Origin of the sequence: Nonomuraea wenchangensis (assembly GCF_900111685.1) — a bacterium.
Taxonomy (GTDB): domain Bacteria; phylum Actinomycetota; class Actinomycetes; order Streptosporangiales; family Streptosporangiaceae; genus Nonomuraea; species Nonomuraea wenchangensis.
In genome coordinates this window covers 559,340-584,920 of sequence record NZ_FOHX01000003.1, presented here as the reverse complement: position 1 = coordinate 584,920, position 25,581 = coordinate 559,340, and the positions used below count along the sequence as shown (strand labels likewise).

Sequence of the window (25,581 nt, the reverse complement as noted above, 5' to 3'; positions counted from 1 at the left end):
CCGAGGGGCCGCCGGAAGTTGCCGCTTCCTGCGGCCCCGCTGAGCATCAGGCCGCCTCGCTGCCGGTGGCCTTGTCCGTCTGACCGGAGTGCAGCCGCTCGCAGTCGGCCAGGTACCGCGCGGCGGCGTTGAAGATCTCGCGAGCAACGGTCACGTCGTGGTCGGTCACCGGCCCCGAGGTCGAGACGGTCACCGACGTGTCCGAGGTGTTCAGGTCGAGGCAGGGCTTGCCGGTGTCCCCGAGCCAGGCATGCACCCGCAGCTCCGCCGAGCAGAAGGAGACGTTGAACCGGGACGGCTGACCGGGACGCATGGAGACGGTGACGTAGGTGTACGGGCTGAGCGTCATCGACCCGCCACCCCCGGCCCGTTCGGCAGGCCGTGGAACATGCGCTCCACCGCACCGGCGAACATGGCGGCCTCGCGCGCCAGGCTCCGGGCGAACTCGACGTCGTCCAGGGTGACGTGATCATTGGCCGAGGTGGTGACGAGCACCTGTGTGCCGCCGAAGACGAGCCCCAGGACCGGCGAGCGCTGCGGATACGGATGGTTCCGCACGTCAGCGCCCTGGCCGGCCTTGAGGGCGATCGTGCTGACCGGACGGGCCTTCCGCCGCCCCATCACGCCGCGTCCTTGGCAGCGGCCGTCGCCTTACCGGCCGGGCGAGGAGCCCGCATCTCGCGGACCTTGATCGAGTACGCCAGCCTCCCGGCCTGGTTGACGTACGGCGTGGCGGTCATCTGGTCGAACTCGACCGGCGTGAACGGCATCCCCGCCATCGGAGCGGGAGGAACCGGCTGCACCGGGCTGAGGATCTTGACGGACACGGTCTTCTGGGCCGCCTTGAGCGTCGGGTCCGCGTCCATGACGCTGACCTGCCAGACGAGCTCCCCGCTCTGCTTGTCGCGGGTCTGGACGAAGCGCCCGTTGGTCGAGGCCTCGAAGTCCTTGACGGGCTCGACCTCGCCCACGATGTAGCAGCCGTGCGGGAAGACCATGTCGAACGAGACGGGGATGGGACCTTGCAGTGCCATGAGGCTTGCTCCTAACTAGTCGTCTTGTCGCTAACTCGTCTTGTCGAGTTGTCATGAAGGTACCCGCAGCTCAGCGACTTGACAACACGAGTTAGCGGGATTCTTTCAAGATCTTTTACGAGGTCGCAACAAATCCATCCATAAGCCATTGCGGCATAACAGTTGGATCGGTTTAAATGACGACCAACTCCACGTGATCTCCACGACTCATGCGGGGACCATGTGGCAGTCGCGCCGATATGGGACCGTGCAAGGAGTGTGCGAGATCTCGAAATTACGGTACGACCTGAACCACGCTCGCGACATGTCGATCAGGAGCGAGCCCGACGACGAACCCATGCGGCCACCAGGCGCGCGAGGGACGCGGTGGATCGAAGTCGCCAAAGCGCGCAATCGGCAGCTAGCCAGACATAGGCTGACCACGGCAGAAGAAAAAGCCCTAATGCGGCGCATGGCGCTAAAACGGGCCTGGGAGCAGGAACAGGAGCGCCGCAGAAACGGGCTCTGAACTATAGGGAGTAAGAGTCTTCCAGCTCGTGGAGGTCACCGGGGAGCACCAGGTCCACGACGAGCACGGGCCGCCCTCCTCCATTGAACACACTCGCCAGCACACCGAGGACGGGTGTCGTCCTGCGGACCTCCATGAGCTTGGCTTCGTCGGCTGACGGATGCCGAGCATTCAGCCGCTCGACAACATGCTGAAGTTTGACGCCTTTGCTCGCCCATAGATGCTCCCTGATGCCGGCGGTGAGCGGCCCTGTCTCGCCGAGGTCCGTTCCCTCTGCCTGATGCGCCGGACACCACACGGTCAACAGGTCAGTCGGCCGCTCGCCATCGCGAAAGAGAACACGGCGCCGCATTACCGTGGACCCCTCTGGCACGTCCAGCAGGTTGGCGACCGCGCCGGTAGCCGCTAGCGTTCCAGCCTCGATGACCGCACAGTTCTCGTCCGCTTCCACCCGGTCCAGAACGGCCCGACCTGGACGTGAGTTCTGGTTGGACGCGCCCGGTGGGGCAGCCTTCACGAAGGACCCCTTGCCGTGCTCACGCTCGATGACTCCACGGAGCTGGAGCACTTGGAGAGCGCGGACGACGGTCGGCCGGCTCACCTTGAACTCGCGGACAAGCTGCGTCTCGGAGGGCAGCAGGGAGCCGGGCGGATAGGTCCCGTCCGCGATCTTCTGCCTGATCGTCTGCACGATCTGGGCATACTTCGGTGGCGCGAACTCTTCAGAGGACATGACGACCATCCAACAACTCGACTTGTCGTCAAGCGTAATTGGAGATGGACGCCCTGTCTTCCTCTCTGTTTCAGGAAGCGTACGGACTGGCGGAGGACCATCTGACTGCGCAACAGACAGTCCCTCCACCAGCACCAAGACGCGACGGCCTGGCACCCCTGTACTCGCCGACCGCCGCGCCCGCTTACTGGGCCTCGCCGTTGAGAAGGGCGATCCAGACCTCGTGCGTCTCCTTGCACCGCCAGCGATACGTCTCGTGGATCGCCTGCACCGCTCCGTCGAGACGGGTGATCCGGCGGATGTAGGCAAGGCCGGCCTCGCGGCACAGCTCGTAAAACGTGTCCTCGCAACCACAGGTGTACTCGACCACGCGCGGAGGATCTTGCTCGCGAGCAACCTCACGCCAAACCAAGCGCATCTGGTTCGGACGAGGCGGACCGACGTGAGGCGCGAAACAGCCGACATAGATCTTCACAGCGACGCACCCGCCCGCCCGGTTCCGTTGCACCGCCAGCAGTCATCACGGTGCCGGTCGTCCGCAGCGACATCGTCTGAGCTGTTCCCGGCCACCACCACGGTCCGGCGGAGGCTGATGTATTTCCAGCCCCGGCCTGAGCAGGAGTTACACGGCGCAGTCATGGAACGAGAATTGCCCGAGCAACTGTCACGTCTCGATCGCTCCCGAGCACCGTCTGTGATCGACCCGTCTCTGTTCGTCTCCTCTTTGTCTCGTCCGAGACCGTCTCTGTCGCTAACCTGGGCCTATATGGCACCCCAGCCCGAGGCGCGGATCATGACTGACCAGCCGATCCTGTTGAAGACCCTCCTGACGCAACGCCATTGGCAGACGTACAGCACCTTCTGCAAGGAGTACGACAAGGCGGCCAAGAAGGTGGACCCGTCGTTGCAGGGTGGCTGGCCGAGCCGGGCGCAGCTCCACCGATGGCTGAACGGGGAACTCAAGGGCTTGCCGTACTCGGGCCACTGCCGCGTCCTGGAGGCGATGTTCCCAGGCAGGTCAGCACATGAGCTGTTCTCCGCGACTGCGGTTGAGATCCCCGCGCAGAGATCAGCCCCGGAGCCAGGCAGAAGCGCCGGCCCCGACACCGCCGCCTGCTCGATGCCGCAGATGGCCGACGTGACCGCGGTCTTCAGCAGCCGCTCAGCCTTCTCCTCCGCCTACCCTGCCTCGTCACTGTTCGACGACGCGAAGGAGATCAACGCGGCAGGCCTGTCGCTCAACATCCTCTGCCAGAGCTACCCCGACCATCAGCTCAAGCGTCTGCTCGACACCGGCACGCGCATCCGCTGTCTCTTCCTCGACCCGAAGGGCCAGGCGATCCGCGCCCGCGAAGCGGAAGAGGGCTACACCGACAGCACCCTGACGACCCTCACAGCGCTCAACATCAGCATGTTGACCAGGCTGCGCGACCGGCTCGACACCACGTCGGCCCAGCGTCTCGAACTCCACGTCTACGACGAGACGATCCGATTCAACCTGCTCTTCGTGGACCGGGCGCTGTGCGTGGTCCAGCCGTACCTGCCGCAGGCACGCGGCGTCGATTCACCGACCTTCGTTATCAAGGACAACACCGCCGCAGAGGGGCTGTTCCCCGTCTTCGACCAGGTGTTCAGGGATATATGGGAGCGGAGCAAACCCGTATGACCATCGACGCCCGAACTCTCCTCCCCATCGCTGAGCGCGCCGTGTCGATCGCCAGCGAGATCATCCGTACCAAGGCTCCAGGCATCATCACAGCCAAGGGGGACCGGGACATGGCGACGGAGGTGGACTACGCAGTCGAGCATGCCGTGCGCGAGTTCCTGTCCCACGAGACACCCGAGATCGGATTCCTCGGCGAAGAGGAAGGCCTCAGCTACAAGGGCGACGGCCTTACGTGGGCGCTGGACCCTGTGGACGGAACGGCCAACTTCCTGCACGGCATCCCGCTCTGCGGCGTCTCCCTCGGCCTGGTCGACAAGGACACGCCTACACTCGGTGTGATCGACCTGCCGTTCCTCAACCTCCGCTACTCGGCAGCAGAGGCAGCCGGCGCCAATGCCAACGGATCCGCCATACACGTAAGCGATGCCCGAGAACTCCGAACGGCGATCGTGGCGATCGGCGATTACGCCGTGGGCGAGGATGCGGACAAGCGGAACCGGCCGCGGCTCGCCCTGACCCAAGAGCTGGCCGCCCGCGTCCAGCGCATCCGGATGTTCGGCTCAGCCGCCATCGATCTCGCATGGGTGGCGGACGGCAGGATCGACGCCAACATCATGCTCAGCAACAACCCATGGGACACCGCGGCAGGCGTCATCATCGCCCGAGAAGCAGGAGCAACCGTGATCGATATCGACGGCAGTCCACACAACATGACCGCCCACGCGACCATCGCAGCAAGCCCCAAGCTCGTCGCTGACCTGGTCGAACTCATCGCCGAGACCCGGTAAGGCTGCGGCGTTCAACCGGAACATTGCCGAATAGCTCTTGTAGGTATCAAGCGGCGGCGCGGCGCGCCGCCGTACCCCCGGCCCTCCGCCCGCCCGCCGTCCGGGCATGCGGCCTGGGGGCCGGTCCCGGACGGCGGCGGGACACCGGGCCGGCCACCGCACACCGCCCCCGCCGTACCGACCAAACCCCCCGACCAGGGTTGCCCCGCCGCCGCACACGCGCAGCCCTTACGATCGCCACTGCATGGCTGGACGCCGTACGTGCTTGGGGGCGATCGACGATCCGTGCTTCGTTCCTCAGCACGGCTCACCGGATAACGTGGTTGCGGTCTGCGTCCAGGCAGAGGCAAGCCCTGCGCCAGCAGATCGAAGGGCAGCTCGTTGCGGATTGGATAGGGACCAGCACGCTCTTGATCGTCATCCCTGCATATGTCCGGCGTTTCCAGCCAGCCGGGTCGCATCAGCAGGACCAGGTATGGCGGACAGGTATGCAGTCCTCAGGTCCAAAACTGGATCTTGTACAATTCGACCTGGGCAATTGCTTCGGGGAAACCGGCTTCCTCCTCGGTCTGAAGAATCTTGGTGACTACCCGTGCGGACCAGGTCGTCTCGCCCTGCCCCAGATCGAATTCCAACCGGTATGGATAGCCAGCCGCCCAAGCCACGACGCCGACCAGCTCGGACTTCAGAAAGAGCCGCCCGGCCCACAGTTCTTCCCAGGCATCCATCGGCGGAAGCCCGTCCCACCGCTCGAACCGGCCATGAATCGCATGCAGGTGGTGGAGGTGGTGTGCCGCCTGGATGATGAGCCCGTCGTGACCCGCGGAAACCCTTTCATCTGGACCGTCTGGCGGTTCCATCTCCCCGAGCGCCGAACCTACTAATTGACCGTCAACGACGCTGGCCACGGCGAAGAGTCCATGTTCGGCCCTCACCTCGCCCGCGACCGTACGGAGGATGCTGCTCATCGTTCTGCCTTTCTCGATGCATACTCGTTGTCCGAGGCGCGCTGGGCCGTCACATCATGAGGACGGGATGACCGTCTCCCTGGCCAGTCAGGGCATTCCAACAGGTGAACACGCCAATCCCCGTGGACCGCATACCGTACGGCAGTGCTCCGACCAAATGGAATCCTTACCCACCGGGCTGATCACCGGGCCATTAGCGGGCCATTAAGAGGGGCGACGAGGGGTCAACCACGGTCACTCACGACCAGTCTTCTGACCAGCTCAGCGCCTCATCCGGCCGTGATCGATGCAGTTCCCAAGCTGACAGCGCGGGTTCGATTCCCGTCACCCGCTCCCATCATGTGGGGGCCTTGACTGCGCGGTCTTTCGCTTCGGGGGCGCTTCGCGCTCACAGCTCCAGGCTCTGCTTCCCAGGGGGCTCCGCCCTCTTCGACCCCCGAACGCTCGCTCCGCTCGCCATCGCCCGTACTGCGCGTTGCCCGGGCCCGGGTAGGTGGCGGCAAGCGGCTTGGTCCGAGCCGATTCACCCACCTGGCAACCACGGCGACTCCCGCTCGACGGGTCGTGCTCATCGATGGCCACGGCGAAGACCTTGTCCATTCCCCGACGGGCGTGCTGACAGGTAATCACGGTCTGGAGACGCCCCAGCGTGATCATTCAGAGTTCGTGCCGTGGCCGAGCCACAGCGCAAACCCTGACGGCTGGATGGTCATCTTCAACGAACTGATGACCCGGATCGCCAGCCGGTTCGGGCGCATCGAACCACATCGCGCGGCGAGTGCGTACGCGCGTGGACTGCCGGCCGACCTCGACCGTAAAAGCTGAGAGCGAGACCGTAGGTGGCTGAAGTGGAAGACTGCTCATCCCGTCCGCCCTCGGGCCCGTGGCCCTGGCCCGCTTCTCCTTCGGGTGGATCGACGGCGCACAGGTGATCAGTGGGGCTGGTGCGCGCGGCGCGCGGACCAGGCCTCCGTCTTCAGACCGTGTCATGAGAAGCAGCGCTGATGATCCGAACCGGGACGTAGGAGTCGATGGTGCGCAGGAAGTCGCAACAGGAACCGCCACCGAGCGACGCTGAGACTGCAGAGCACATGCGGAACCTGGCTGAGCTCTTCGTTGAGCACACACGCGAGAACGGATACTCCTTCGACTGGGACCCGGCGTTCATCCATCATCTCGACAACTACTGCACCGAGTTCGCCGCCTCGAAGCCGTCGCCCGAGGCCATCCACAGCGTGATCACGGGTGCGAGGGCCTGTCTCGGCGAGATGATCGTCCGAAACAGCGACTTGACATGGGTGTACTGCACGGACGAGAACGCCGCCGCCGTGGAGAGCCCCGAGCAGCTTCGCGGCTATCCACATAACGAGGTCGCAAAGCGGATCCACAACGGAGCCGAGCAGGACCTTGAGGCGTTCTTCAAGTACGCCGTGACAGGAGAGACGCAACGCAGGACAACCGCCCGTGTCAGTAAGCCTTCATGGTGGCAACGATTGAGGTCGAGAGCCTGATCGTCGTGCCATTAACGTCCCGTTGAGGGCGTCAACGAGAGGGCGCCCACGGTCACCCACGCCGGCTTCAGTCCCAGCGCGGGTTCGATTCCCGTCACCGCTCCACTCTCATGGCGGGCCCATCTCTCGTGTGTGCGTGAAGGATGTCACTCCTCCTCTGTAGTCTCTACAGGACAAGGAAGGGAGCGGGCATGACCGCACAACCGCAGGACTTCATCTCCGTCGGCGCACCTCTGCCTGAGAAGAACCTGCGGGCCATCCGCGCCGCGCTGGTCGTCCCGGAAGATCGCGAAGCTTTCGACGCCGGGCTCAAGGCCGTGCTCGACGATGTCAGGGTGAGCCTGGATCTTGGGGCGCTGAACACTTTCGTGCACCGCTGGTGGATCTCCGCGTGTGACACCGCAAAGGATCCCGAGGGGCGCCGTCAGATGCACGTCCGCGCCCAGCAGGCTCTTGCTGGCGAACCCGTTCCTCAGGGGAGGTCGTGGCGGGAGATCCTTGCTGCTCGCGGGATCGATGTCTAGGTGTTCAAGCTCATCATCGATCCCGTAGCCGAGGAACAGATCGCCGGGCTACCCGATCACGCACTGCATCCGCTCGCGGATCTGTTCGCGCTGCTGGAGGCCGCTCCTTGGAGCGGCAACCCGTACAACTCCAGAAACCCCAGGGCGAACATGCTTACGCACCCGTTCGGAGAGCGCGGTCTCGCCACCTATGTGGTTTTGGACCAGCAGCGCGAGGTCTATCTCGTTCGCATCGAATGGCCATAGGTTCACGCTCGTTGCGTGCCCGTTCGCAGAGCGATCCGCGGGGAGTCACAGAACTCACGGTCACTCCACTCGCAGATGCCCAGGTCAGCGTTTCCCCTGCTCAGGGTCCATGATCTTGGAAAGGCTCTCCAAGCTGACAGCGCGGATTCGATTCCCGACGCACCGGTTGCTGTGCTCCCAGACGGCCCTGTCTTGCCTCCCGAGCATCAACCGTCCGCCGCTCAATGGCTCCCCGGAGACAGCTGAGGCCAAAGACCAGGCAGCTTCGGGCCGACCACACCTGCTGCCAATTCAGTGCGGTCTCAGCCTAGTTGACGCTGCAGATCCTGTGCGGATGCCAGCAGCTCGTCCGGAGCACGACAACCGTTCTCGTACGTCATCAAGACATCGGTCAGTTGGCGACTTGCCTCTGCAGAGTCGCCGAGGAGCAGATACGCGTAGGCCAAGTTCAGCCAAGCGCTCAGGGTGTTCTCGTTGTCGATGCCAAGGCGCGAGGCCAGTGGGTCGACGGCCACGGCCGAAGACCTTTGACGTTGCATAGACGTCTGTCGCCAGCCCTCGGGCCGCGTCGTCATCAGTCAGTTAGGCCACGCGCTTGACAGACGCCGCCCAGGTGTTGCATGCCCCCGGATCTCCCGTGCTGAACCCCTGGTTCATCCAGTAGGCAATGTTCGTCCTTGTCGCGTTGTCCTTGTCGGTCCAGTCCTTAACCTGTGAGAGCAGCAGCTTCCAATCGGCCGAGGAGCGGTCGAGGGAGTTCCAGACGCTCGCGAGGAAAGCGGCGCCGAAGCAGTTGTTCTGCAATTGGTAGCGGCGGCCCTGCTCCTGGAGCTCTTTCTTGTTGCGGAAGTCGATTTCCTCGTACTCGCTGTAGATGTCGGTGAGCGTCTGGACGTGCTGGCCGTATTCCATGCTCACCAGGTTGAAGAGGTACAGATCGGAAGGGTCGTCGAGCAGGTCGTTGCCGAGCACGATAAAGATCGTCTCGGTCTGGTCGCAGTAGTACGCGTCCTGCTCAGACTGATCCCACTTGAGCGCGCAGAACTTGGCGGGTGGCTTGGTGACCAGCTTCAGCTTCGGGCGCCTGAATGCCTGACCCGACTTCTCGAACTGGGCTGCCCATGTGGTGTTGAGGCAGCCCACGACGACCTTCACATAGGCCTCGGCGAGCTTCACATTGCGCCGCTTGATGGGCTTCTCCGGACACTCAGTGGTGTTGAGAGCTCCGCTGCTGTAGATCGCGTTGACGGTGAGGGTGTTGTTCTTGATTGGATACGCGTGGGCTGTTCCGTAGGGGAGCATGACGGCGACTATGCCGGAAAGAATGATCAGAGCCCGTTTCATGGTGATCAAGATTAGAAGGATGCAAAGCCTTAGGTAAAGGCCTATCGGTGACGGTCTCAGGGTGTCGACATAATTGATGAGCCCTTGATGATCACGTGAGTCCGAGGGTGACCAGGGGGCCCCGGCAAAAGTCGGTTGAGCTTCAGTTGGTTACGTGATGCCGAGGACGGCGAGGGGTCGGGCGAGGTGGCGGCGAGCTCGGCGAGTTGGGTTGCAGTCCACCGGCCGTGCCATGCCGTTCCAGGCGGACCGGCCGAGGGTGTTGGCCTACATTCAGGCATGCACCCACGCCTGCCACTCGTACGCCTTGGAAGGACGGGCCGCCCTGGAAGCGGTACGGCGGGCGCAGCAGTTCCTACCAGCGCAAGGCGACGACGCCACACGAGCATGGCTGCTCTGCCTGGAAGCTGAATACCTCGCCGGCCTGGGAGATCGGCAAGCAGCCGAACGGCTACAGCAGGCGGAAGATGCCTTCCACCGCCCCCGCCCCCACCGCGAACGCGCCTGGACCCGCTTCCTGGACACCGGCCGCATGGCCGCCTTCCAGCTCTCCGTTCAGTACGACTGGGCGACGAACGACAGGTGACCGCAGCCGGGCAACAGGCCCTCACCTCCATTGACGGCGACGGCGACGGCGACGGCGACGGCGACCACAAGCGCATCGCCGTCATCTACGCCGACATCGCCCAAGCACAGCTCCAGATCGGCGACATCCCCACCGGCGTCACCTACGCTCGCCGCGCTCTGGACGCAGCCCAACGAACCGAGTCGACATGGGGCCTGCAACACCTGGGCAACGTGGAGAAGACGCTGACCGGCCAGCGTGATCCTGCCGCTCGCGAACTCCTGGGCGACCTGATCTCTACACGCCGGGCTCTGGGGTCGTCTCCCGCCTGATCCACTCCAGGTAGTCCGCCGTCCCGGCGACCAGCGGCACGGCAATGATCTGCGGCACCTCATACGGGTGCAGCCCCCGGATCGCAACGGCCAGCTCGTCGAACCGTTCAGCCGTCGTCATCATGAACAGCAACCACTCCTCGCCCCGGTTGATCTCCCCACGCCACCAGTAAACGGACGTGACCGGCGCGACGAGCTGTGCAGCGGCGGCCAGGCGTTCCCCCACCACCACATCAGCGATCCGCTCAGCGGTGTCACGATCCGGCACGGTCACATGGACCTCGACGAACTCGGCCATGCCGCCCACACTGCCGAAACGTTCTTGTAGGAATCAAGCGGCGGCGCGGCGCGCCGGCGTACGGCGGCCCGTCGCTTGCCCGCCGCCCGAACGTGCGGCCTGGGGGCCGGTCCCGGACTGCGGCAGCGCCGGACCGCTACGCCGACCGCCGCGTCCGCCGTACCAAGCGAACTCGCCGACGCCAGCGCCGCGCCACCTCCACATCTGGTCAGAGCTCAAGCACCATCAGGATCTCGTCGCGGTCATCGCCGGGGTCGAGCCGGAGCGCACCAGGCCACCGGCCGATCTCTTTCCAGCCCAGTCGCCCATAGAAGTCTTCAAGCCCTACTCCACCCCGGGCGGCAAGGTGGAGCTGTTCGAGCCCCATCTCTTCGCGCGCGAGGCGATGCAAACGGTGCATCAACGCGGCCCCGATGCCCCTGCCACGGAAGCTGGTATGCGTCTGGACGTGATGGACCGTGCCCCAATGCCTGATCAACGGGTTGGTGTCCCTCCGCACGTTCAGCCACCCGGCGAGCGTCCCGTCGGCGCAGGCCAGGAGGAACCGACTGCGTTGTGGAGAAAGGCCGGCGATGATCCGATCAGCCACCTCCGCCACCTGATCGAAGCCGACCGGCGGGAACGGAAAACCGGCTGCGCCCCCAGCGTTGCTCACGGTGACCCAGCACTCGATGATCTCCCGTCGCAGGTCGGGAGACATCTCGCCCGGACCGGTGATCTGCAGGAACTCCGGAACCCTCTCGCGCGTCATGGCCCCAGCGTCGCAGACGCCTCCGACAGGCTAGAAGACCGCCTCCGGCGGGGGCACTCGGGCTCCGGGATGATCGCCCGCGTTGGGCTGGAGTCCGTAGGTGGCTGGGGCCGGACCGTGACGGGTCCCGGAGCGGGGCATGGTCGCGCCACCAGGTGGCGCGCCCGTCGGTCTCCCCGCGTGGCGCGCGCCTGGCAGCACGTCCTCAACGCGTTCTTCCTCGCCTTGCTCGTGACGCCTGGCCTCGAGCTGCGCGGCAAGCGCCGCCCGCCCGGGTTTCTGGACGCGCGACAACACTCGCCGGCCGCAGCGCCGCAGGCGTCTCGAGACCGACGGCAAGGTCTCGAGACGCGGCGCAGGCGCCGATCCTCGACCGCGTACGACGTCACTCGACCTCATGCTGCCCGAGTCCGCGGTCGCGGGCGCGCGCGACGAGCGCTGCGCGGTCGCGCGCCTGGAGCTTGGCGAGGATGGCGGCGACGTGGTTGCGCACGGTCTTCTCGGAGAGGACGAGCCTGGCCGCGATCTCGTGGTTGCCGAGCCCCGCCGCCACGAGGCCGAGCACCTCGTGCTCGCGATCGGTGAGCTCTGGGAAGACCTTGCCCGCGGCGGTGAGCGGTCGTGTCGCGTACGCGGCGATCCGGCGGCCGACCTCTCCGCCGAATACGGTGCCGCCGGCGGCGACCACGAGGACGGCGCGGGTGATCTCCTCGCGCTCCGCGCCCTTGAGCAGGTAGCCGCGGGCGCCGGCGCGGACCGCGGCGAGCAGCCGCTCATCGTCGGCGTGCATCGTCAGCACGAGCACCCCGAGGTCGGGGAAGCGGGCGGTCAGTACGGCGAGGGCACTGAGCCCGTCGACCCCGGGCATCTCAAGGTCGGTGAGCGCGACCTGGGGTGACAGTTCCGCCACGAGACGGACCAGCTCCGCGCCGTCAGCGGCCTCGCCGACGACTTCGACGTCGGGTGAGGAGGCCAGCGCGGCGCGCAGGCCGAAGCGGAACATCGGGTGGTCGTCGGCGACGACCAGACGCACGGGGGCGGATGCATCGACCGGCGCGCTCATGCGATCAGCACCGCCGCCGGCACCCTCAGCGTCACCGTGGTGCCCGCATCCGACGAGCTGATCGCCAGCTCGCCGCCGAGCTCGCGGGCCCGTGCCCGCATCGAGGCCAGGCCGATCCCGTCGCGCGGCGGCCGGGACGGGTCGAATCCCGCGCCGTCGTCGCGTACGTCGATAACGAGGTTGTCGCCCTCGTCCCCTCGCACGCACACGTCGAGTCGCGTGGCGCCGGCGTGGCGGACGGCGTTGGTCACCGCCTCGGCAACGACCCGGTAGGCCGTCTGCTCCACCCGCGGCGGCAGCGCGGGCAGCGGACCGACCTCCACGCTGACCGGCAGGGCCGCGGCCACCGAGACGGCCCCGCGCCGGATCGCCTCGGCGAAGCCGCGCTCCTCGAGCGCCGTCGGCTGCAGGTCGTCGAGGATGCGACGTACCTCCGACACGGTCCTGGCCACCTCGGCTCGGAGCACCCCGGTGATCTGCAGCGCGGTCGTCGCGCTGGACGCCCGGATCGCGTCCTCCAGTCCGGCAAGCCCCAGTCCCATCCCCGTCAGGGCGGGCCCGAGCCCGTCGTGCAGCTCGTGGCGGAGCCGTTCGCGCTCCCGCGTGCGGGCGTCCATCGCGGCATCCCGCTGCGCTTCGAGCTGTTCGGCCAGGCTCCGGGCGTGGAGCACGGCGGCCACCTGCGCGGCCAGCGCGGCGAGCATCCGTTCCTCGCGCCGTGCGAACCCCTCCTCCGGCCATTTCGGCGCGACCTCAAGCACGCCGAGCGGCAGGTCCCCGACCGCCAGGGCGGCGCTGAACGCCGTGGGGGGAAGCTCGGCGTCGGGCTGCAGGTCGCCGCTGCACGCGATCACCGATCGGGAGGCGTCGCGGATCCGAGCGCCGGGGGCGGCGACCGACCGCCGCACGGCGGCGAGTACCGCGGTGAGCAGTTCGCCCTCGGTGTCGGCCGACGCGCCGACGTGCGTGCCGATCTCGGTTACGATCCGCACCGGATCCGCCCGTGGTGACGCGTCGATGCCCAGCAGGCGATAGCGCAGCACGGCGATCGCGATCGCCGCCGGCAGCAGATACAGGCTCGTGATTTGGGCGACCTGGGCGACCAGACTGTCGCCGAGCAGGTTCACCACGATGATGAGGATGACACTGCCGAGCAGCCAGGCGAGCTGCTGGCGTCGCGGCCCGGCCGACCTGGCCAGCCTGATGGTCGCGAGCACCCAGATCGTCGCCGCACCGGCCAGGTACACGACGAAGGACACCGCGCCGAGCGGGTCGTCCGACGGTTGCCCCGCGAGCCAGTGCAACTGGATGAGCACCGCGCCGAGGGCGACGACGCCCACCGGCCACCACCAGGTACGTCCGGGCGGGCGCCCCGTGGGGAAGAACGCGGGCAGCGTGCCCAGCATCGCCATGATGCTCCATCCGCCGACCAGGGTGAGGACCAGCCCGGGAGCGCGTGCCGTCCAGTCGCCCGCGGCCGCTGCGGGGCCGAGCCATCCGGCCGCGGCGAACGCCTCCTCGGTCAGCGAGAGCTGGGTCATGGTCCCGACGACGAGGAGGAGCCAGCCGATCGCGTTGGCGGGGCGGAGCCAGGCGAGGAGCGCGCCGGCGACGGACCATCCGACACCGACCAGCGTGCCGGCCAGCGCGAGCGTGAGGGGGAGCCGTACGCCGTAGGCGGCCGCGGCGAACCCCTCGGCCGCCGCGCCGGCCAGGCCGGCCACGCCGACGAGCACGGCGACCGCACCGACGGCGGCTCTCGGGACCCACATGGGATCAGTCTGGAGCCCGCGCGCCCGGAACGCCACGGGCCGGTGTCCCGTTCGGCCGGGCACATCGCCCGAGTCGACGGGTTCCCTCGCCCTATTCCGGGGCGCCCTCGCGCCGCGACGCTGGTCGAGCACGACCCAGTCCACCAGTCCGTGATCCGGAGGAGATCCCATGTCCCTGTCCGCCGAAGCGTCTCCGCCCGCGCCCGCGTCACCCACGCGGGTCCGTCGCCACATCGCGTTCCGCATCATCGTCGCCGCGATCGCGCTGCTGCTCATCGTCGGATTCGGCGTGTGGCTGTCGATCCTCACGCCGTGGGTGAGCTTCGCCGACACCACGGACCACGGCTGGACCCGCACTCCGGAACTGCACCGGACGGCCGACACCATGAGCGCCGCGGTCATGGGCGCGGTCGGCGCCGCGGGCATCGTCCTCGCCGTACTGCCGCGCCGGCGGTCAGCGCTCACCGGCTGGTTCGTCGCGATGGTCGCGGCGATGGGCATCACCAGCGTGGTCTCGTCGGTCATCCAGGGGCACGACCTCCTCGACGCCGCGATCTTCGCGGCCGGATGGCTCGCGCTGCTCGTCGTGCCGCCCCTGCTCCTCGCGCCAGACCGCCGCGGCCTGCCCGCAGGAGGTGTCGCGTCGGAGGACCGGCCGCGCGGACCGCTCCTCGCGGCGCTCTGGGCGCTCGTCGTCGCGGGAGCCCTCATCGCGGTCGGCGCGATCGTCTGGCGGCTCGCCGGCGGCATCATCGAGAACCCGCGCGAGGACGACGTCGTCGGCTTCGTGCTGTTCGGCCTCGCGTTCGCGCTCGGCGGGGCGCAGTGCATCCGCGCCCGCGAGGGCTGGCGCACGCTCGCGATCATCCTGGCCGCGGTGGCGGCGTACACCGTCGTGGCAGGGGTGTCGCTCGCGCTCGGCTGACGCGCTGCCGAGGGTGGATGGCCTCGGAGATGGCGGTATCGCGTTCGTGGTCACGAGCCGGACGGCGGTAGGTGGTCAGCCACGCGAGCGTCCTCTCCACCACCCACCTGCGGGAGATGACGTTGAAGCCGCGCTGGTCGGCGGGCTCGCGCACGATCTCCAACGTGGTGCACAGGGTGTCACGGGCCAGTACAGCTGTCGTCCAGCGAAGCCTTGATCGGCGAAGAGGGCAGGTACCGCCACGGGCAGCCCGAGCGGACCACGTACAGGATCGCGTCGACAATCTCCCGGCGCGGATGCTTCTCCGGGCGCGCACCGGTGTTCGGCTCGGGAAGTAAGGGCTCCGTCAGCTCCCACTGCCCATTGGTCAGGTCCGAGGGGTAGCGATCAGGGGGAATCCGGCCATCCTGACGGCATCCGCACCAGTCGTCACGCCGCCACGCCGAACATGGATCGATCTTGCTCGCCGGCCTATCGGGTCGGCTTCGGCGGGGCTCTTGTGCTGGTCGGTGGACGGCCCCCTGAGCCATCGCCGATGATCATGTGAACCGCTCCCCTTGCGCAGCTTACGACGGGGACCTCAAAGCCGGCGACTACGCGATCCGAGCGAAGCAGGGTGGGAAGCATGACTCAGACCTTGATGGCGGTGACGCGTACGCCGTACAGAGCAGCGCGGGCGAGGGGCTCAGTGACTGGCTCGACGATAAGGCGGGATAGCGTCCACCCCAGGGCCGGCCGTTTGATGCGGGGGTGGACCGCCTCAACGAGGGTGGCGGCAGAGGTGATGACGCGGAGGTCGTCGGCGCGCGCGAGAGCGAGCCACGCGGTGACTGTACGGTCGCGCAAGATGGCCTTGGCCAGTCCCTCGCCGTCGCGTAGGTCGCTGAGGTGGAAGCCTGATCATCCCGCCCTCCATCGACCCGGGACAAGCCGAGCAGACCAGGGCCCGCTTCCCCTACGGGCGGGTCGACGGCAGACGGGATGATCAGGCAGGCGGGCAGGGTGCGCGAGGCCGCGCCTGCTCGTGCAGGATGAGCGCATGGACTCCACGGAGATCGTCATTGGCAGGAGCAGGCAGGCCGATCATGTGGCGATCCAAGTAGTAGGTCGCATGCACCCCGGCACCACTGATTTCTGGGACGGAAACTGGCTCGCCTCTCCCGTCCTCGTGCGCGTCGGAGGCTTCATTGCCAAGATCGACGCCGGGCTCCGGGTCGAGGAACTACGTGACTTCCGAGTGGATCTACAACGCATCTACGCAGAGGTTCAGGGGCGCGCCGTACTGTCCTCGATGGAGCACTGGGTGGAGCTCATCGTGGACTGTCATCCAAGAGGTTCCCTCTCCGTCGCGGGGACGATAGCGGACCATCCTTCGATGCGTAACACTCTCCGGTTCGAGCTAGAAGGCTTGGATCAGACGGACATCCCGGCGACCGTTGACGCCCTGGTTTCTGCGGAAAAGCGATTTCCAGTCCTATGCCGGTAATGACCTTCGAGAGTGACCGGCGCCCCACGTTCGCGGATTGATCGTCGTGCTATTAGCGTGCCATTAAGGGGGGTGACAAGGGGTCAACCACGGTCACTCACGACCGGCCCGACAGCGGCGCTGACCGGGGAACGCGAGCTACGGCAGTCATGATCCCTGCACTTCCCAAGCTGACAGCGCGAGTTCGATCCCGTCACCCGCTTCAACTCCCGCGTGTCCCGGGGCATTCATTTCTCCCCGTCATCGTCATCAGGAGCGAGCAGGCCGCAAGCTCCCTCGATGTCTCCAGACGAGATCAGATCGCGAATCGCAGCCGCCATACTGTCGAACCCAGCGTCCCGGATGATGATCAAGTCTGAGCACCAGAAGTACCTGCCGCCGAGACACTCACCGGTGCGCACGTTCTTGTCCATGTTCCGGCGGACCACATCCATGGTCATGAAGGTCGCATACCGGCGTGAGCCGTCGCGAAAAGTGATCGTCGCGTCCGCCTCATCCGCGGTGTCCGGCTCGTGCCCGTCCCATGCTGGGATCGTCATCTCGAACTCCGGATCCGTGATGCGATAGAAGATCCCATCGAAAGCGATCACCCCGTAGTCCCTTCTGTAGCTGGCTGTCTCGTCGACGATGGTGGCGGTACGTAGAACTCGCTAGGGCCGGGGGCGCGACCTCGGTTCTGCTGGAGGAAGCTCGGGACAGCGGACAGGCGCGGTGCCACCGTGACGGTGGGTGATGTGAGCCTCAAGTAGCCGAACAGCCAGCCCATGACCGTAGTGGAAGGCGAAGAGCAGCGGGATCTCCCCATGGGGCCCCGGGCGTTCGGGATCCGCCCCATATGCCAGCAGCACGGCGGTGCATGCAGCATCGAGTGGCTCTCCGGTCTGGGCTGCTCCGTCCGCCTCCACGTCGATCGCGTGCAAGAGCAGTGTCATGCTGGACCACACCTCATTTGGATCGGTGCCGGCGTCGAGCAGTCGGGTCAGCTCCCTCAGGTCGCCATGCTCTACGGCCAGGTGTGCCGGAGTCATCGGCTCATAGCGTGCCGCTTCTGGTTCCATAACCGTGATCGAAGCAGACACCGAACCACTGCCGCCGAGTCTGGGTGAACCCCGCGGATTCGATCTGATTCGGGAGCCATGCCAGTGCCCGCGTGAGCCGCCGATACTCGTGGTGATCCGCTGGCAAGCCCGCCCTCCCCGGGAGCCACCGAAACGAACAATCATGAGCTGTGCCGGACGAAGGTCAGGCCGTCCGTTCGTGGTCGTCAGCGAGCCGCCAGGGTTGCAGTTCGGGTTGCAATACGAGGCCGTTCACAGCCGTTGCGTGCGAACCCCCGTACCTGCTTGGTGAGCCGTATGGCGGCGCGTGGAGCGGGTGACGGGAATCGAACCCGCGCTGGTCCGCTTGGGAACTCTTTCAAGGTCATGCCCTCCGACCAGGGAAAACGCTGACCTGGGCATCCGCCCGTTGAGCGACCGTGACTCTGACCTACATTGAACGATCTGGAACGGCCTGAACTGGATCTTTTGCTCCTCATTGTGATGGTCCAGGCCGGATGCGGAATCCCGAGATCCGACTGGAAGTGCTCCTCCCGGCTGGGCCCCGCACTTGCTTACGAGGCCCGACCCGTCAGTCATCGGACTGGTGACGGCGCTCCCAGATGCCGGTCTTCCTGCCTTTCACCCAGACGGGTGGCACCCACATGCACGGTTCATCCTCTTCTCCGAAGGTGCTCACCGCGCTCCCTGTGTCATCTTGCGACGAGACCTCGAAGTAACCGTCATAGAAGGGCTCGGCGAAGTCGCGGCCAATCGACTCCGCAAGCCACGCCGCGAAGGTGACGTCCTGAGGAAAAAGCGCATGATCCAAGCAGCACAGGTTGGGATCCCATCCCCACATCGCACCCTCAGGATCACGACAATCCAGCAGTGACGCGATCGCACACCCCCAGTCCAACAATTGGATCATGCCTGCCCGTCGTCCGTAGGACCCGGTCTGAAACCCCACAGCCGATTCAGTGATGTCCGCGAAGATATCGCTGCTCCAGAAGTCGTAGCCTCGGACACCGATGATGCCACCCCGAGGGCCGAAACCTCCGTTTCCCACCTCCAGATACAACCGCCGTAGCAGCGAGGGAAGCGGGTACCCAATGGCCTCTTCAGCCTCAGCAACCGCCTCGGACGAGGCCACCGGTAGGACATCGGGCCCAGCGTCTGACCGTATCGCTTCGAAGATCTCATCCTCGGTCATGATCTGCGCTCCGCGTGCGGGACCGATGAAGGAAGAGCCTGTAGTCGTCCACGTCATGAGGCTGCATGCTGCCAGCTTCGGCCGACAATGCCACGACATGGAGAAATCGATCGGGTGCCAGATCTGTGCCTGAACAGGCGGGCAGTCGCGGCCTCTCACGGTCGCTCAAGGGCAACGAGCCGTGCTGACCTACATCCCCGTTTTCCCAGCTCAGGACGCCAAGATCAGTAGCGAGTTCCCAAGCTGACAGCGCGGGTTGGATTCCCGTCACCCGCTCTCGAGGTGGAAGCCCAGGTTGATCCAGGGGTTCGGGACCTGGGCTTTGATCTTGTACGGGTTCGATTCCGCTATCGGGCCGGACAGTTGGCGGCCCGCGCCGGCGCATCGCCGTAGCGCGCCCCGCCATGTCCAATGTCGCCCACCGGTTCCCGCGGCACGCCGCCGCTGGACCGCTCCTCAGCGACCGCTACCTTGACCTGCTGATACCTCGGATCGAAGCAACCCGCTCTGCTCCGATTGACCACTCGGCCTCAAGAAGACGCTCCCGGCGATTAACGCCCCTATCAGCCACTATGCCAACCTCTACGCCATGCACATCAGGTCCGGTACCAAAGACGACGCCGAGCACATCGCAGAGCTCCACACTCGTAGCTGGCTGACCGCCTATGCCGAGATCATGCCTGCCAGCTACCTGGGTGGGCCCCTGCTCGACGAGCGCAAGGCCATGTGGAGCACGCGGCTCGCCACTGTCACTGCGGAACAGGATCACAGCCGCTGCCTGCTCGTTGCTGTTGATGACGACGCGCTCCTGGGGTTCGCCTATCTCGCCGTCGCAACCGACGGGCGTCTCTTGCTCGACAACCTGCATGTCCAGCCGGAGCGCAAGCAGTCCGGAATCGGCCGCCAACTCGTCTACCACGCTTTTGGCTGGGCCTCCGAGCAACACCCTGACAAGGCGGTCTACCTGGAGGTGTTGCGCGACAACGTCGCCGCGATCACCTTCTACCGGCGCCTCGGTGGCCAGCCCAGCAAAGAGTTCATAGAACGCTTCCCGGCAGGATTCGAACTGCCCGTCGTCGAGTACACATGGGCTCCTGACGTCGTCCGAACCCTTGCTGACAACCGTTCCACCACCGATCGGCGCGCCTCCTAGAGGCTCCGGCGAGGGCGCTCCGGCTCCGGGATGATGGCCATGCGTCACGCCAGGGTCGTAGGTGGGTGAGGTGGAAGCCTGAGCGCCGCGCCGCTCTGCGAGTTCCTGTGTGTCATCCCCCTCTGAACACATTCGGCATGTGCCTGGGCTCTCTCAGTGCAGGTCCAGTTCAGTCAGGTCCAGCATCCCGACCCTCTGGCCACCGCTTTCCTCGCCTGTGAGCTGGAACCCGAGCTTTCGGTAGAAGTTTTCGGGCCCGCCTTCTCCCGGCTCCCACGTGACATACATCTGCCCGCCACCGCGACGCCTGACTTCGGCGGCCACGGCCCTGACGGCGAATCGGCCGACGCCCTGTCCCTGTGCCTCGGGTATCACGTTGAGGCGCCACAAGCCTGACCGGAAGTCGACGCCCTTACCGTCCCAGTCGATGTCGAGAAAGGCCATAAGGAATCCGACGGGACGATCGCCGTCCAGGATGAGGCGAGGCCAGGCCACCTGTGGCTGCACGTAGGCCTCTGCGAGAGACTTCACCACCGGTGAGACGAAATGCTCCTGGTCGGGACGGACTTTCACAGCGATGGCCATCTCAACGTTGGCAGGGGTGATAGGCGCCAGCCGTAGTGACTTGTTCATGAGAGAACCATAGGGCGGAGATCGCATGACCGGGCGGGGTGGTGTGTCCCATGGTGAGTGGAGGGGCAAGCAGGGGTGCCGGGATGCTGACGATGCGCTTGCAAGGCGGCGGCGCAGGCGCCGGCGCGCAGGGCGAGCTTGCGGTGAGAGGGCCCTTCACCACCTTTCGCACACCAGCGGATGGCCTTCGGCGCCTTCAGCGAATCCGCTGCTGTCGTATCGATTGCCGGAAGCCCACCCCACCAGCCACCGGCCATTCTTCAGGCACGCCGACTGTCAACCAGCCCATCGCGTCGCCGTCGATGGTGCTACCCCACTGGAAGAAGCCGCCAGGCTCCGGCCACATGGCAAGGGAATGCTCTTCTGGGGAGTCGTCTCGCCACTCTCGGTAGTAGTCCATTTCTTGCGGCACTTGAGCACAATCCTCTTTGCTGAAAAGGCGCCTGTCGTAGATGCCGAGCCAGCGAGCGAACTGACAGCTGCCATAGCGCTCGATGAAGGCGACGTAGTCGTCCGGAAGCCGGATTCCGATATCCGCGAAGAGCTCATCCCATGCGCGAGTGCCGAAGAGCGGCGACGACGGCGGAGGAGCCAGAGCAACGAGCTGGTCCAGAGGCGCGGAGTTGTATGCCACGGCCTCCGACGTCAGCGCTGATGACCAGGCAGGTGAGTGCTTCCCTGCCAGGGCCGGCAGATCCCGTCGAGGACTCGAGGGCAGTCTGTCGACGGGTCGGACCCGTTGGAGGGAAGCTCTCGCCTCCGTCGTCACTGTCAGTCGAGCGCGAGCCAGGTCTTCTTGAGCGGACGCTGTTCCACGCCGGGCGCCGACCAGTCGCACACCCCGTCCGGGAAGATGCCGCGTAGCCGGTCGAGTTCGGCGGGTGTGAACGTGACGGCGTAGTCCGCGCTGTCCACCGGCTTGAGTCGGCATTTCACCACGTTGTCGGCCAGCGGCGCGCCCGCGGCGAGTCGCGGGGTGGTGAAGGCGGGGAACAGGGCGCCGCACTCCCCCTGGTTGTCGGCGGTCAGCACCTGGGTGATCTTGCGGGAGGGGGTGCCGGGTGTCCAGCAGGCGTCGGTCAGGTCGGCGGGCCTGTGCCGGAGCACCTTGTCGCGCGGGCCTCGGCCGGAGGTGTCGGCGGTGATCGCGCTCAGCCAGGCGTCCATGCCCGTCAGGGCGTCGCGCAGGACCGGGCTGTCGAGGCTGAAGCCGCCGAACCGGTTGTCCTCCACGAGGATCACGTGGTTGCGCGCGTCCCCGTTCTCGGCGACGAGCCGGGCCCGGGTGGAGAATCCGTGGACCATCATGTGGATGTCGCCGCCGGGCGCGTCGTCCGAGTACGCCCGGTAGTCGATGACGGGCGTGGAGCCCAGGCCCCCTCCCCCCGACAGGATGCGGCCGGTCTCGTAGGCGGCGCGGGTGGCCGGCAGGTCGGCCACGGTGCGTTCGGCGACGTGGTCGGCGTCGATGTCGAGGCCGCCGACGCCGGCGTTGAGGTCGAGGAACTGCTGCTTGCTGATGACCGCCTTGTTGAGCGCGGCCAGCCCGTACTGTACGCCGACGTTGTCCAGCGGCCGCAGCGCGAAGCCGGTGGCGGGGTCCCTGCCGTAGACGTTCACGGTGTGGTCGTAGACGTCGCCGCGGGCGCCACCCGGATTCGTCGTGGCGTTGTAGCGCAGCGCGGCCGGCACGTAGGAGGCGAACTCTCCGTCCGGGTCCAGCCGGATCGCCCCGCCGCTCAGGTTGGGGACGCTGGCGGCCACCCTGAAGCCGGCGATCTCGCGCTGCTGTTCGGGGGTGAACGCGTCGGGCGACTGCTTGAAGTAGGTGTCGAGCAGCCGGGCGTCCATGAGCGTGATGTTGGTGGCCGAGGCGACGTCGGGGAAGCTCTGGCCGACGATGATGCCGTCGAGCAGACCGGGATAGTTGTCGGCGATCTGGTGGCTCTGGTAGGAGCCGCCCGAGGTGCCCCAGCCGATGGTGAAGCGCGGCGGGCCGTACCGCTCGTTGAAGTGCTCCTTCACCATCATCATGGTCTCGGCGGCGAGGAGGTCGTTGCAGTTGTTGCCCATCACGTTCAGGGACGAGGACGCGACCGCGTATCCGCGGCCCAGCATCTCCGGGTTCGTCACGCCGCCGGTGTTCGCGCCCTGGACGTACCAGCCGCTGCGGCAGCCGCCGCCGAAGGTGTAGATCAGCCGGCCGTTCCAGCCGTCGCTCCGGTCGGCGCGGGCGGGCTCGGGCTGTGCCGGGTCGTGCAGCATCGAGATCTGGTAGATGCCCCGGTTGATCGTGCCGGTCTCGATCCGGATCAGGAACGGAACGGTCACGCCGTCCGAGGTCGTGGTCTGGGCGAGGTCGGCCGGTCGGACGGCCGGGTCGGGCAGCGCTTTGACGGTCCCCGAGGTCGAGCGGTAGGCGTAGTCCACCCGGGTCGCGATCGAGCAGTCGGCGTCCAGGGGCGCGCCCAGCGTGGTCCCGTCCACGAGCTTGAACCGCTGCGTGGCGCATATGTACGGCTGCTCGTGCGGACCGCTGATGACCGGGCCGGTGATCGGGTGGTTGACGACCGTGAGGCGGGCCGTGCCGCCACGGCCGGAGCTCAGGGAGGCCGTCAGCGTGTTGGCGCCCGGCCGCAGGCGGCTGACGAGGCCGGTCAGCCGGCGCTGCCGCGGGTCGGGGTCGGGGTCGAACAGGTGCGTCACGTCCGTACCGTCGTGCGTGACCTTGACGGCGTCGAGAGGGAAGCGTCCTTTGGCGTCCACCTGGATGAGCACGTCGTCGCCGCTCACCGTGTCCGCGGGGCCGGACAGCGACACGAGCCGCAGCGGACCGGCCGGCTCCTGCGCGTGGCCGGCCGGCGCGCCGGCGAGGAGCAGGGCGGCGGAGACCGCGACGACGACCGCCGGCCGCATGAGGGGAAGGGGCATCGTTACCTCCGTACGTCGATCAGCCGGACGGCGTCGGCGATGACGGTGCCGTCGGCGGCGTCGCTCAGCTCGATCGCCGCCAGCCCCGCGGCCATGCGGAACGTGCCGAGCGACACCCAGGAACCGCCGCGCGGCTCCGGCGCCCCTGGCTTGCGCTGGTCGACGCGCACCACGGTGGTGCCGTCCGCGTGGGTGACGGTGTAGGGGGCGTTGCTCGCGCGGTTCTCGTGCGCGGTGTAGGAGACCTGCACCTCGTAGTCGCCCGCGCGTGGGACCACCGGGCGCCACCGGACGACGCGGGCGCCGGTGCCGGCAGGCGCGGATCGGTAGTTGCCGCCCCGGTAGCCGGCCACCCCCGTCCCCGCCGACCAGGTACCGCTTACCACCTGGTAACCGAGCTCGTCGTTGTCGACCACCACCTCCTCGCGTACGTCCGGCTGGGACGGGGCGGTGATCAGGCTCAGCGTGTCCAGCGAGATCAGGCTGCCGCCGCCGCGGCCCGCGCCGGAGGCGGTGAAGCGGATCGTGTGCGGGCCGCGCTTCAGCCGTACGCTGCCGAGCTGGGCGACGTCGTAACCGTCGGCGCGGTCGGCCGTGGTGTCCAGCACCAGGGCCGGGATCGCGCTGCCGTCGACCGTCACGGTGACCAGCCCGCCGGCGGCGGCGCGGAAGTAGCGCAGCAGCAGCTCGTAGTCCCCCGGCACCGGGACGTTCACCGTGTACTCGACGTACGCGCCGGTCCGCGCCGGGGTGAACTCGGCCCGGCTGCCCCCGCGGGCCACCGGATCGGCGACCACGGACACGGCGCCGTCGGTGGCGCGTGCCCCCGTCGCCAGGTCCACGAGCCGTTCGCGGTAGCGGGGTCCCTTGCGCAGGCCGTCCCTGCCGTCGGTGAGCCATTCGAGGGAGAACCGGCACAGGGCCACCCGGCGCGGGAAGCTCGGGTTGTCGCCGTCGCAGCCGTACACCAGCAGGATCGTGCCGTCCGACAGCCTCGCCAGCTCGGAGTAGTACGACCGGCCCTCGTTGATGACGCGGCTGTAGCGGAAGGAGTGCGCGTCGTCGTAGCTGATCGAGACGGTCATGTTGGTACGCACCGGCGAGTCGGGGCGGCTGAACAGCACCCGGCTCGGTTCGGACGAGCCCGGCCCGCCGGTGTAGCGCAGCAGGCTGGCGTCCACCGCGTTGAACGTCCCGGTGGAGCCGTCCAGGCGGGGCGGCGACCAGGTGAGCCCGCGGTCGGTGCTGACCGACACGATCCGCTGCCGGTTGCCGCCCGCGGCGGCGCGCCCGTTGACCAGCACAGTGCCGTCGGAGCGCTGGATCAGCCTGGCCTCGTTGATCGGGTACGGGACGGAGACCGGCACTTCGGCGGTGGCCTTCCAGGTCTTCCCGTGGTCGTCGCTGTAGATGGACGCGACGCCGTAGTTCCGCTGCTCGACGGTGTTGCCGATGATGACCCGGCGGTGTGCGCAGTTCATCAGCAGCCGGCCGTCGTCGAGCTGGATGCCGTGGCCGGGGCCGGGGCTGTGCAGTCGCCAGTCGTGGGGGAAGTGGTCGAACAGCCCGGACATCGCGCGCGGCTCGCTCCACGTCCTGCCGCCGTCGGCGCTGGAGATCAGGTAGAGGTCGCCGATGTCGCCGGAGCACCCGGTGTTCTCCGGCAGCAGGATGGACAGCATGTAGAACAGGAAGATCTCGCCGGTGGCCCGGTCGACGACGAACGCCGGGTTGCCCCACGACTGGCCGTCGACGGAGCTGATGAGCGTACGCGTCGGCTCCCAGGTGTCGCCGCCGTCCGGGCTGCGCCGCAGCACCAGGTCGCGGGGGCCGGCGTCGCACACCTCGTGACGTCCCTCGGTGACGACGAGGATGGTGTCGTCCGGCAGCACGGTCAGCCCGTGGACGTGGTAGCTCTGCAGCGGATCCACGGTGTTGTCCCACAGGGTGAAGTCGTCGAAGGAGGCCCGGGGCGGCCGGGCCGCCGCCGCGCTCGCGGGCAGGGCCGGGCCGAGCACCGCGGCCACCGAAGCCGCGGCGGCCCCGAGGCCGAACGCGCGGCGGCCGATGAGGGGGTGATGGGGATCTGGCTGGGCCACG

Annotated in this window: 29 protein-coding genes and 1 pseudogene; 11 read left to right on the top strand and 19 right to left on the bottom strand. The window is 67.1% G+C overall.

Going from position 1 to position 25,581, the window contains the following annotated elements; genetic code table 11:
* Window positions 1–46 precede the first annotated feature (46 nt).
* The 5 genes from BMW85_RS11470 to BMW85_RS11450 all read right to left on the bottom strand — a co-directional run bounded on the left by BMW85_RS11470 (window position 47) and on the right by BMW85_RS11450 (window position 2,645).
* Complete coding sequence (locus tag BMW85_RS11470; RefSeq protein ID WP_091080284.1) at window positions 47–349, bottom strand: hypothetical protein; 303 nt, start codon at window positions 347–349, stop codon at window positions 47–49.
* Window positions 346–621: a hypothetical protein gene (locus tag BMW85_RS11465; protein WP_091080281.1), complete on the bottom strand. Its 276-nt coding sequence runs from the start codon at window positions 619–621 to the stop codon at window positions 346–348. The genes BMW85_RS11470 and BMW85_RS11465 overlap by 4 nt, the downstream gene beginning before the upstream one ends.
* Complete coding sequence (locus BMW85_RS11460) at window positions 621–1,034, bottom strand: plasmid replication, integration and excision activator (protein ID WP_091080280.1); 414 nt, start codon at window positions 1,032–1,034, stop codon at window positions 621–623. Before BMW85_RS11460 ends, BMW85_RS11465 begins: the two co-directional genes overlap by 1 nt.
* Before the next feature lie 509 nt (window positions 1,035–1,543).
* Complete coding sequence (locus tag BMW85_RS11455) at window positions 1,544–2,275, bottom strand: GntR family transcriptional regulator (RefSeq protein WP_245774724.1); 732 nt, start codon at window positions 2,273–2,275, stop codon at window positions 1,544–1,546.
* A 184-nt stretch (window positions 2,276–2,459) separates the two neighbouring features.
* Window positions 2,460–2,645: a hypothetical protein gene (locus BMW85_RS11450; RefSeq protein WP_091080276.1), complete on the bottom strand. Its 186-nt coding sequence runs from the start codon at window positions 2,643–2,645 to the stop codon at window positions 2,460–2,462.
* Between the two features lie 396 nt (window positions 2,646–3,041).
* Between BMW85_RS11450 and BMW85_RS11445 the strand changes: the two genes are divergently transcribed.
* The gene (locus BMW85_RS11445) at window positions 3,042–3,941 is read left to right on the top strand and encodes a DUF5919 domain-containing protein (RefSeq protein WP_218155732.1); all 900 of its coding nucleotides are present in this window, start codon (window positions 3,042–3,044) and stop codon (window positions 3,939–3,941) included.
* Window positions 3,938–4,729 carry an inositol monophosphatase family protein gene (locus BMW85_RS11440; protein WP_091080274.1) on the top strand — a complete coding sequence of 264 codons (792 nt, stop codon included), beginning with the start codon at window positions 3,938–3,940 and terminating at the stop codon, window positions 4,727–4,729. Before BMW85_RS11445 ends, BMW85_RS11440 begins: the two co-directional genes overlap by 4 nt.
* A 497-nt stretch (window positions 4,730–5,226) precedes the next feature.
* Here BMW85_RS11440 and BMW85_RS11435 read toward each other — a convergent pair whose 3' ends face one another.
* Complete coding sequence (locus BMW85_RS11435) at window positions 5,227–5,697, bottom strand: hypothetical protein (RefSeq protein WP_091080272.1); 471 nt, start codon at window positions 5,695–5,697, stop codon at window positions 5,227–5,229.
* Window positions 5,698–6,261: 564 nt separating this feature from the next.
* Between BMW85_RS11435 and BMW85_RS48315 the strand changes: the two genes are divergently transcribed.
* The 4 genes from BMW85_RS48315 to BMW85_RS11420 all read left to right on the top strand — a co-directional run bounded on the left by BMW85_RS48315 (window position 6,262) and on the right by BMW85_RS11420 (window position 7,978).
* Window positions 6,262–6,522 (top strand): hypothetical protein, encoded by a 261-nt coding sequence (locus BMW85_RS48315; RefSeq protein WP_143082223.1) that lies wholly within the window; start codon window positions 6,262–6,264, stop codon window positions 6,520–6,522.
* A 206-nt stretch (window positions 6,523–6,728) separates the two neighbouring features.
* Window positions 6,729–7,208: a hypothetical protein gene (locus tag BMW85_RS11430; protein ID WP_143082222.1), complete on the top strand. Its 480-nt coding sequence runs from the start codon at window positions 6,729–6,731 to the stop codon at window positions 7,206–7,208.
* 191 nt (window positions 7,209–7,399) lie between these two features.
* Window positions 7,400–7,732 (top strand): DUF6247 family protein, encoded by a 333-nt coding sequence (locus BMW85_RS11425; protein ID WP_091080268.1) that lies wholly within the window; start codon window positions 7,400–7,402, stop codon window positions 7,730–7,732.
* On the top strand, window positions 7,733–7,978 hold the full coding sequence (locus tag BMW85_RS11420) for a hypothetical protein (protein ID WP_091080265.1): 246 nt from the start codon (window positions 7,733–7,735) through the stop codon (window positions 7,976–7,978).
* Window positions 7,979–8,280: 302 nt separating this feature from the next.
* Here the strand turns inward: BMW85_RS11420 and BMW85_RS48310 are convergent, their stop codons facing one another.
* Together BMW85_RS48310 and BMW85_RS11415 are read right to left on the bottom strand one after the other, a co-directional pair.
* A complete protein-coding gene (locus BMW85_RS48310; protein ID WP_143082221.1) occupies window positions 8,281–8,493 on the bottom strand; it encodes a hypothetical protein in 213 nt (70 codons plus the stop codon).
* Window positions 8,494–8,560: 67 nt separating this feature from the next.
* Window positions 8,561–9,322, bottom strand: coding sequence for a neutral zinc metallopeptidase (locus tag BMW85_RS11415; RefSeq protein WP_091080263.1), 762 nt, complete (start codon window positions 9,320–9,322; stop codon window positions 8,561–8,563).
* A 232-nt stretch (window positions 9,323–9,554) separates the two neighbouring features.
* Here BMW85_RS11415 and BMW85_RS49480 point away from each other — a divergent pair, with 232 nt between their 5' ends.
* Both BMW85_RS49480 and BMW85_RS49475 read left to right on the top strand, forming a co-directional pair.
* A complete protein-coding gene (locus BMW85_RS49480; protein WP_177240616.1) occupies window positions 9,555–9,908 on the top strand; it encodes a hypothetical protein in 354 nt (117 codons plus the stop codon).
* Entirely contained in the window at window positions 9,905–10,219 is a 315-nt protein-coding gene (locus BMW85_RS49475; protein ID WP_177240615.1) for a hypothetical protein, read from the top strand. Before BMW85_RS49480 ends, BMW85_RS49475 begins: the two co-directional genes overlap by 4 nt.
* On the opposite strand, the gene cutA is transcribed toward BMW85_RS49475, so the two are convergent.
* The 4 genes from cutA to BMW85_RS11390 form a co-directional block, all read right to left on the bottom strand.
* Window positions 10,185–10,517, bottom strand: a complete 333-nt coding sequence (cutA, locus tag BMW85_RS11405) for a divalent-cation tolerance protein CutA (RefSeq protein WP_091080261.1) — start codon at window positions 10,515–10,517, stop codon at window positions 10,185–10,187. The genes BMW85_RS49475 and cutA overlap by 35 nt on opposite strands.
* Window positions 10,518–10,725: 208 nt before the next feature.
* Window positions 10,726–11,268, bottom strand: coding sequence for a GNAT family N-acetyltransferase (locus tag BMW85_RS11400; protein ID WP_091080258.1), 543 nt, complete (start codon window positions 11,266–11,268; stop codon window positions 10,726–10,728).
* Between the two features lie 385 nt (window positions 11,269–11,653).
* Window positions 11,654–12,301 carry a response regulator transcription factor gene (locus BMW85_RS11395; protein ID WP_091080255.1) on the bottom strand — a complete coding sequence of 216 codons (648 nt, stop codon included), beginning with the start codon at window positions 12,299–12,301 and terminating at the stop codon, window positions 11,654–11,656.
* Window positions 12,302–12,327: 26 nt separating this feature from the next.
* A complete protein-coding gene (locus BMW85_RS11390; protein WP_177240613.1) occupies window positions 12,328–14,103 on the bottom strand; it encodes a sensor histidine kinase in 1,776 nt (591 codons plus the stop codon).
* A gap of 169 nt (window positions 14,104–14,272) precedes the next feature.
* Here BMW85_RS11390 and BMW85_RS49470 point away from each other — a divergent pair, with 169 nt between their 5' ends.
* Complete coding sequence (locus BMW85_RS49470; RefSeq protein ID WP_177240612.1) at window positions 14,273–15,028, top strand: hypothetical protein; 756 nt, start codon at window positions 14,273–14,275, stop codon at window positions 15,026–15,028.
* Window positions 15,029–15,255: 227 nt separating this feature from the next.
* On the opposite strand, the pseudogene BMW85_RS52505 reads toward BMW85_RS49470, so the two are convergent.
* Window positions 15,256–15,426: pseudogene (locus BMW85_RS52505) on the bottom strand (transposase); the annotation flags it as partial.
* Window positions 15,427–16,067: 641 nt separating this feature from the next.
* Between BMW85_RS52505 and BMW85_RS11375 the strand changes: the two are divergent.
* Window positions 16,068–16,514: a WapI family immunity protein gene (locus BMW85_RS11375; RefSeq protein WP_091080250.1), complete on the top strand. Its 447-nt coding sequence runs from the start codon at window positions 16,068–16,070 to the stop codon at window positions 16,512–16,514.
* Between the two features lie 227 nt (window positions 16,515–16,741).
* Here BMW85_RS11375 and BMW85_RS11370 read toward each other — a convergent pair whose 3' ends face one another.
* Both BMW85_RS11370 and BMW85_RS11360 read right to left on the bottom strand, forming a co-directional pair.
* A complete protein-coding gene (locus BMW85_RS11370; protein WP_091080247.1) occupies window positions 16,742–17,104 on the bottom strand; it encodes a hypothetical protein in 363 nt (120 codons plus the stop codon).
* Window positions 17,105–18,143: 1,039 nt separating this feature from the next.
* Window positions 18,144–18,764 carry an SMI1/KNR4 family protein gene (locus BMW85_RS11360; protein WP_091080245.1) on the bottom strand — a complete coding sequence of 207 codons (621 nt, stop codon included), beginning with the start codon at window positions 18,762–18,764 and terminating at the stop codon, window positions 18,144–18,146.
* Window positions 18,765–19,353: 589 nt separating this feature from the next.
* Here BMW85_RS11360 and BMW85_RS11355 point away from each other — a divergent pair.
* Window positions 19,354–19,917, top strand: a complete 564-nt coding sequence (locus BMW85_RS11355) for a GNAT family N-acetyltransferase (RefSeq protein WP_091080243.1) — start codon at window positions 19,354–19,356, stop codon at window positions 19,915–19,917.
* 153 nt (window positions 19,918–20,070) lie between these two features.
* Here BMW85_RS11355 and BMW85_RS11350 read toward each other — a convergent pair whose 3' ends face one another.
* The 4 genes from BMW85_RS11350 to BMW85_RS11335 form a co-directional block, all read right to left on the bottom strand.
* Window positions 20,071–20,550, bottom strand: coding sequence for a GNAT family N-acetyltransferase (locus BMW85_RS11350; RefSeq protein ID WP_091080240.1), 480 nt, complete (start codon window positions 20,548–20,550; stop codon window positions 20,071–20,073).
* 196 nt (window positions 20,551–20,746) lie between these two features.
* Window positions 20,747–21,184 carry a hypothetical protein gene (locus tag BMW85_RS11345; protein WP_091080238.1) on the bottom strand — a complete coding sequence of 146 codons (438 nt, stop codon included), beginning with the start codon at window positions 21,182–21,184 and terminating at the stop codon, window positions 20,747–20,749.
* A 137-nt stretch (window positions 21,185–21,321) separates the two neighbouring features.
* Complete coding sequence (locus BMW85_RS11340; protein ID WP_218155731.1) at window positions 21,322–23,481, bottom strand: DUF6351 family protein; 2,160 nt, start codon at window positions 23,479–23,481, stop codon at window positions 21,322–21,324.
* Between the two features lie 2 nt (window positions 23,482–23,483).
* Complete coding sequence (locus tag BMW85_RS11335; RefSeq protein ID WP_091080236.1) at window positions 23,484–25,580, bottom strand: golvesin C-terminal-like domain-containing protein; 2,097 nt, start codon at window positions 25,578–25,580, stop codon at window positions 23,484–23,486.
* Between the last annotated feature and the right edge of the window lies 1 nt (window position 25,581).

What these genes read in the sequence shown, in the direction of transcription:
- BMW85_RS11355 (WP_091080243.1), top strand. Translation starts at nt 19,354, where the DNA reads ATGCACATCAGGTCCGGTACCAAAGACGACGCCGAGCACATCGCAGAG.
- BMW85_RS11425 (WP_091080268.1), top strand. Translation starts at nt 7,400, where the DNA reads ATGACCGCACAACCGCAGGACTTCATCTCCGTCGGCGCACCTCTGCCT.
- BMW85_RS11340 (WP_218155731.1), bottom strand. Translation starts at nt 23,481, where the DNA reads ATGCCCCTTCCCCTCATGCGGCCGGCGGTCGTCGTCGCGGTCTCCGCC.
- BMW85_RS49470 (WP_177240612.1), top strand. Translation starts at nt 14,273, where the DNA reads ATGTCCCTGTCCGCCGAAGCGTCTCCGCCCGCGCCCGCGTCACCCACG.
- BMW85_RS11455 (WP_245774724.1), bottom strand. Translation starts at nt 2,275, where the DNA reads ATGTCCTCTGAAGAGTTCGCGCCACCGAAGTATGCCCAGATCGTGCAG.
- BMW85_RS49480 (WP_177240616.1), top strand. Translation starts at nt 9,555, where the DNA reads ATGCCGTTCCAGGCGGACCGGCCGAGGGTGTTGGCCTACATTCAGGCA.
- BMW85_RS11390 (WP_177240613.1), bottom strand. Translation starts at nt 14,103, where the DNA reads ATGTGGGTCCCGAGAGCCGCCGTCGGTGCGGTCGCCGTGCTCGTCGGC.
- BMW85_RS11465 (WP_091080281.1), bottom strand. Translation starts at nt 621, where the DNA reads ATGGGGCGGCGGAAGGCCCGTCCGGTCAGCACGATCGCCCTCAAGGCC.
- BMW85_RS11400 (WP_091080258.1), bottom strand. Translation starts at nt 11,268, where the DNA reads ATGACGCGCGAGAGGGTTCCGGAGTTCCTGCAGATCACCGGTCCGGGC.
- BMW85_RS11460 (WP_091080280.1), bottom strand. Translation starts at nt 1,034, where the DNA reads ATGGCACTGCAAGGTCCCATCCCCGTCTCGTTCGACATGGTCTTCCCG.
- BMW85_RS11435 (WP_091080272.1), bottom strand. Translation starts at nt 5,697, where the DNA reads ATGAGCAGCATCCTCCGTACGGTCGCGGGCGAGGTGAGGGCCGAACAT.
- BMW85_RS11360 (WP_091080245.1), bottom strand. Translation starts at nt 18,764, where the DNA reads ATGACCGAGGATGAGATCTTCGAAGCGATACGGTCAGACGCTGGGCCC.
- BMW85_RS11415 (WP_091080263.1), bottom strand. Translation starts at nt 9,322, where the DNA reads ATGAAACGGGCTCTGATCATTCTTTCCGGCATAGTCGCCGTCATGCTC.
- BMW85_RS11440 (WP_091080274.1), top strand. Translation starts at nt 3,938, where the DNA reads ATGACCATCGACGCCCGAACTCTCCTCCCCATCGCTGAGCGCGCCGTG.
- BMW85_RS11375 (WP_091080250.1), top strand. Translation starts at nt 16,068, where the DNA reads ATGGACTCCACGGAGATCGTCATTGGCAGGAGCAGGCAGGCCGATCAT.
- BMW85_RS11470 (WP_091080284.1), bottom strand. Translation starts at nt 349, where the DNA reads ATGACGCTCAGCCCGTACACCTACGTCACCGTCTCCATGCGTCCCGGT.
- BMW85_RS11445 (WP_218155732.1), top strand. Translation starts at nt 3,042, where the DNA reads ATGGCACCCCAGCCCGAGGCGCGGATCATGACTGACCAGCCGATCCTG.
- cutA (WP_091080261.1), bottom strand. Translation starts at nt 10,517, where the DNA reads ATGGCCGAGTTCGTCGAGGTCCATGTGACCGTGCCGGATCGTGACACC.
- BMW85_RS11430 (WP_143082222.1), top strand. Translation starts at nt 6,729, where the DNA reads ATGGTGCGCAGGAAGTCGCAACAGGAACCGCCACCGAGCGACGCTGAG.
- BMW85_RS11350 (WP_091080240.1), bottom strand. Translation starts at nt 20,550, where the DNA reads ATGAACAAGTCACTACGGCTGGCGCCTATCACCCCTGCCAACGTTGAG.